This is a genomic window from Microbacterium sp. BF1, assembly GCF_019279095.1.
Lineage (GTDB): Bacteria > Actinomycetota > Actinomycetes > Actinomycetales > Microbacteriaceae > Microbacterium > Microbacterium maritypicum.
The window spans coordinates 1-3,438 of sequence record NZ_JAGYWT010000260.1 but is presented as its reverse complement, the minus strand read 5'-3'; the positions used below and the strand labels follow the sequence as shown (position 1 = coordinate 3,438).

The window sequence follows — 3,438 nt, the reverse complement described above, 5'->3', positions numbered from 1 at the left end:
CGACGGGTCAGCAGCTGCGCGACGACCTCGGGGTCGAGCACGGTGGCCCCCTCGGAGATCCGCTGCACGGAGGCGAGGAACTCGGAGACATCGGCGACGCGGTCCTTGAGCAAGTAGCCCAGCGGACTGCGATGCCGTGCGGCAATCCGCGCATCGCCACATCGAGTCGTGTGAGGAAGTCCTCTCGCAGGGCGACGGCGGTGGTTTCGGTCATGATCGTCCCTCTCCGACGATGCCCGTGACGACACGGGCGAACGGTGCCCACTGGGCGCGGAATCGCTCGAGCTGATCGACGCCGACCTCGGTGAGCCGGTAGTACCTGCGCACCGGGCCCGACTCGGACGGCTGATCGAACGTACTGACCCAGCCGTTGTCACGCAGCCGCCCCAGCAGCGGATAGAGCGTGCCGATGCTGGCGATCAGGCCGGCGCCGGTGAGAGCCTCAGCCAGCTGCCATCCGTACATAGGCTCCCGCGCGAGCAGGCCGAGCACGCAGTACTCGACCACTCCTTTGCGCATCTGGGCGCCGACATCGGCTGTCATGCATGACAAGGTAGCATGCGAGACAAGAGAGCGGGAGAACCGCCCGCGCGGCTGCGGGCGTCGCCGAGGCGACACCCGCAGGAAGCGCTCAGCCCTTGGTCGCTCCGGCGGTCAGCCCACCGACGATGTACTTCTGGAGGAAGAGGAAGAGGATCATCACCGGGATCGCCGCCATCACCGCACCGGCGGAGAAGGCCGACCAGTCCGCGTAGCGCGGGTTCGCCACGAGTTTGGTGAGTCCGACGACAAGGGTCTGCTGATCCACGTCGACGAGCATGACGCTCGCGATCACGTACTCGTTGACCGTGCCAATGAACGACAGGAGCCCGACCACCGCGAGGATAGGAGCGACCAGACGCAGGATGATCGTGAAGAAGATGCGCGCGTGACCGGCGCCGTCGATGCGCGCCGCCTCGTCGATCTCCTTCGGGATCGTGTTGAAGAAGCCGTACATCAGGTACGTGTTCACCCCGAGCGCTCCCCCGAGGTACACCAGGATCAGACCGGTGTGGGTGTTCAGACCGATCGCGGGGAACCAGTCCCCCAGTGTCGACATGAGCAGGAAGATGGCGACCACGGCGAGCAGCTGCGGGAACATCTGCACGACCACGATCGTCACGAGCCCCACACGGCGCCCGGCGAACCGCATGCGCGAGAAGGCATATGCCGCGCATGCGCCGATGAAGACGGTGACCGCTCCGGTGACCACCGCTATCAGCAGCGTGTTGAGGAACCACGTGCCGTAGGGGTTCTGCGGGTCGCTCAGGATGCGCACGTAGCTGTCGATCCCGATCGCGGAGAACAGCTGGTTCGATCCCGTCAGCGTCCCCTTCGGGTTCAGCGAGGCGGAGATCACGTACAGCAGGGGGAACAGGGCGAAAGCACTCACGACGATCGCCACGAGGTGGCGCCATCCGGTGTCGGCGAACCAGGCGCCGAAGCTGCGACGGCGGGGGGCGAGGCTCTGCACGCCGTCGGTGGAGCGAGTGGCGGCGGATCGCTCGGTGGTGGGGCTGGTGGTGCTCATGTCAGTTCAGCTCCTCGAGGGCCTTGGTCTTGCGGAAGCTGATGATCGAGATCGTGGCGACCACGATGAAAATCAGGATCGTGAAGGCAGAGGCCAGACCGTAGTCACGCGTCTGCCCCGTGAAGGCCACCTTGTAGACCATCGAGATGAGGATGTCGGTGTGCCCGACGGGGATGGACACGTCGCTGAAGCGCGGGCCCCCCTTGGTGAGCATGTAGATCAGATTGAAGTTGTTGAAGTTGAACGCGAAGGACGAGATCAGCAGCGGTGCGACGGTGACCAGCAGCAGCGGCAGCTTGATCCGGCGGAAGACCTGCCACGGGTTCGCACCGTCCATCACCGCGGCTTCGTTCACATCCTCGGGGATGCCCTGCAGGGCGCCCATGCAGACGAGGAACATGTACGGGAAGCCGAGCCACAGGTTCACCAGCAGCACCGACACCTTCGCGAGGGCGGGGTCGGTGAGCCACGGGATCTCGGCCCCGCCGAAGATCACCTGGTTGATGAAGCCGAAGCTCTCGTTCATCATTCCGGCCCAGACGAGCGCCGACAGGAACGCGGGGAACGCATACGGGAGGATCAGGATGATGCGGTAGCCGTTGCGGAACCGCATGCGGGTGTTGTTGAACACCAGGGCCAGGAGAAGGCCGAGGAAGAACGTCGTCGCGACCGAGATCAGAGCGAACGCGAACGTCCAGAGGGTTACCGAGATGAGCGGTCCGCGGATGGAGGAGTCGGTGACGGCGCGGATGAAGTTGTCGAAGCCGACGGTCGTCTGCCAACCGGGGAGCAGCTGCTCGCCACCCTCGGCGGTGAAGGCCCCGTCGCCCGTATCGGAGTAGACGGTCCCTGTCGTGGTGTCGGTGATGGTGTCTGCGGCCTCGTCGTACTCCAGCGTCGAGACGTACAGGTAGCCCTTCTGCCCGTCCGGGGCGCGCAGGCTGCCGTCGTTCGGGTCGTCGCTGAACGGCACCGACAGCTTCTCGAGCTCTTCGGAGAGCGTGAAGACGGTCGCGAGCGGAAGCGTGGTCCACCCGTCGACGGCGACGGCCGTGCCGTCTTCGAACCGGGCGTCGACCTCTTCCAGCGGCTGTTGCGCTGTACCGAGGAGCGCGTCGCCGGATTCCGGGTCGGTCACGAGCAGACCGTAGGTGCCGAACTGCTCGACGACCGTCACGGGATAGGTCGGCGAGTCCTCGACCCGCTCCTGCGCCGAGGCGAGGAGGGAGGAGATCGCCTGGTCCTTGGTGCCGTTGTGGCCTGTGCCGTAGTTCGTGAACCCGATGTACCCGGTGTAGAGCAGCGTGAACACCTGGAAGATGACCAGGAAGATGATCCCGGGAGTGAGGTACTTCGCGGCGATGCGCTTGCGGGAGAAGTAGATGTAGTTGACGAGGACGGCGACCGCCACGACGATGCCGAGGATCAACCACTCCCGCTGGGCGAAGAGCACGAAAGCGGCGTAGAGCGCGATCGCGTCGACGACGGCCAGCAGGAGGATCTTCAGCAGCATCCAGCCGATCGGTCCGGCTGCGGCCTCCGCGATCTTCGCGGCCTGGCGCTGACGTCTGGTCGGAGGAGCTGTGCGCTCGTCGGTGTCTGTCATGTCATCCTCGTCATGATCCTGCCGGGGCGGGCGAAGGCCCACCCCGGCAGAGTCCGTGTTCTGGCTGTTACTTGATCGCGGCGGTCACGTCGTCGACGAGCTTCTGCCACGTCGTCGCCGGGTCTTCGCCGTTGATGATCGCGGCCTCGGCCACGCCCCAGAACTCCCACTCGGCTCCGCGGGATCCGAAGTTCTCCAGCAGCCAGCTGAGGGTCAGGCCGGAGTCGATGATGTCCTCGACGATCAGGACGTGCTTGCCGTT

At 65.4% G+C, this 3,438-nt stretch carries 4 protein-coding genes and 1 pseudogene; all 5 read right to left on the bottom strand.

Features of this window, described 5'->3' with window-relative positions; translation table 11 throughout:
• Positions 1-122, bottom strand: a pseudogene (locus tag KZA10_RS17990) (DNA-binding response regulator); the annotation flags it as partial.
• Between the two features lie 88 nt (positions 123-210).
• Positions 211-543: a PadR family transcriptional regulator gene (locus tag KZA10_RS10040; RefSeq protein ID WP_055865598.1), complete on the bottom strand. Its 333-nt coding sequence runs from the start codon at positions 541-543 to the stop codon at positions 211-213.
• An 88-nt stretch (positions 544-631) separates the two neighbouring features.
• The gene (locus tag KZA10_RS10035; RefSeq protein WP_017829218.1) at positions 632-1,570 is read right to left on the bottom strand and encodes a sugar ABC transporter permease; all 939 of its coding nucleotides are present in this window, start codon (positions 1,568-1,570) and stop codon (positions 632-634) included.
• Position 1,571: 1 nt separating this feature from the next.
• Complete coding sequence (locus tag KZA10_RS10030; RefSeq protein ID WP_218682788.1) at positions 1,572-3,176, bottom strand: ABC transporter permease subunit; 1,605 nt, start codon at positions 3,174-3,176, stop codon at positions 1,572-1,574.
• A 67-nt stretch (positions 3,177-3,243) separates the two neighbouring features.
• Positions 3,244-3,438: phosphoribosyltransferase family protein (locus tag KZA10_RS17985; RefSeq protein WP_374196572.1), on the bottom strand; the 195-nt coding region annotated here is incomplete at its 5' end.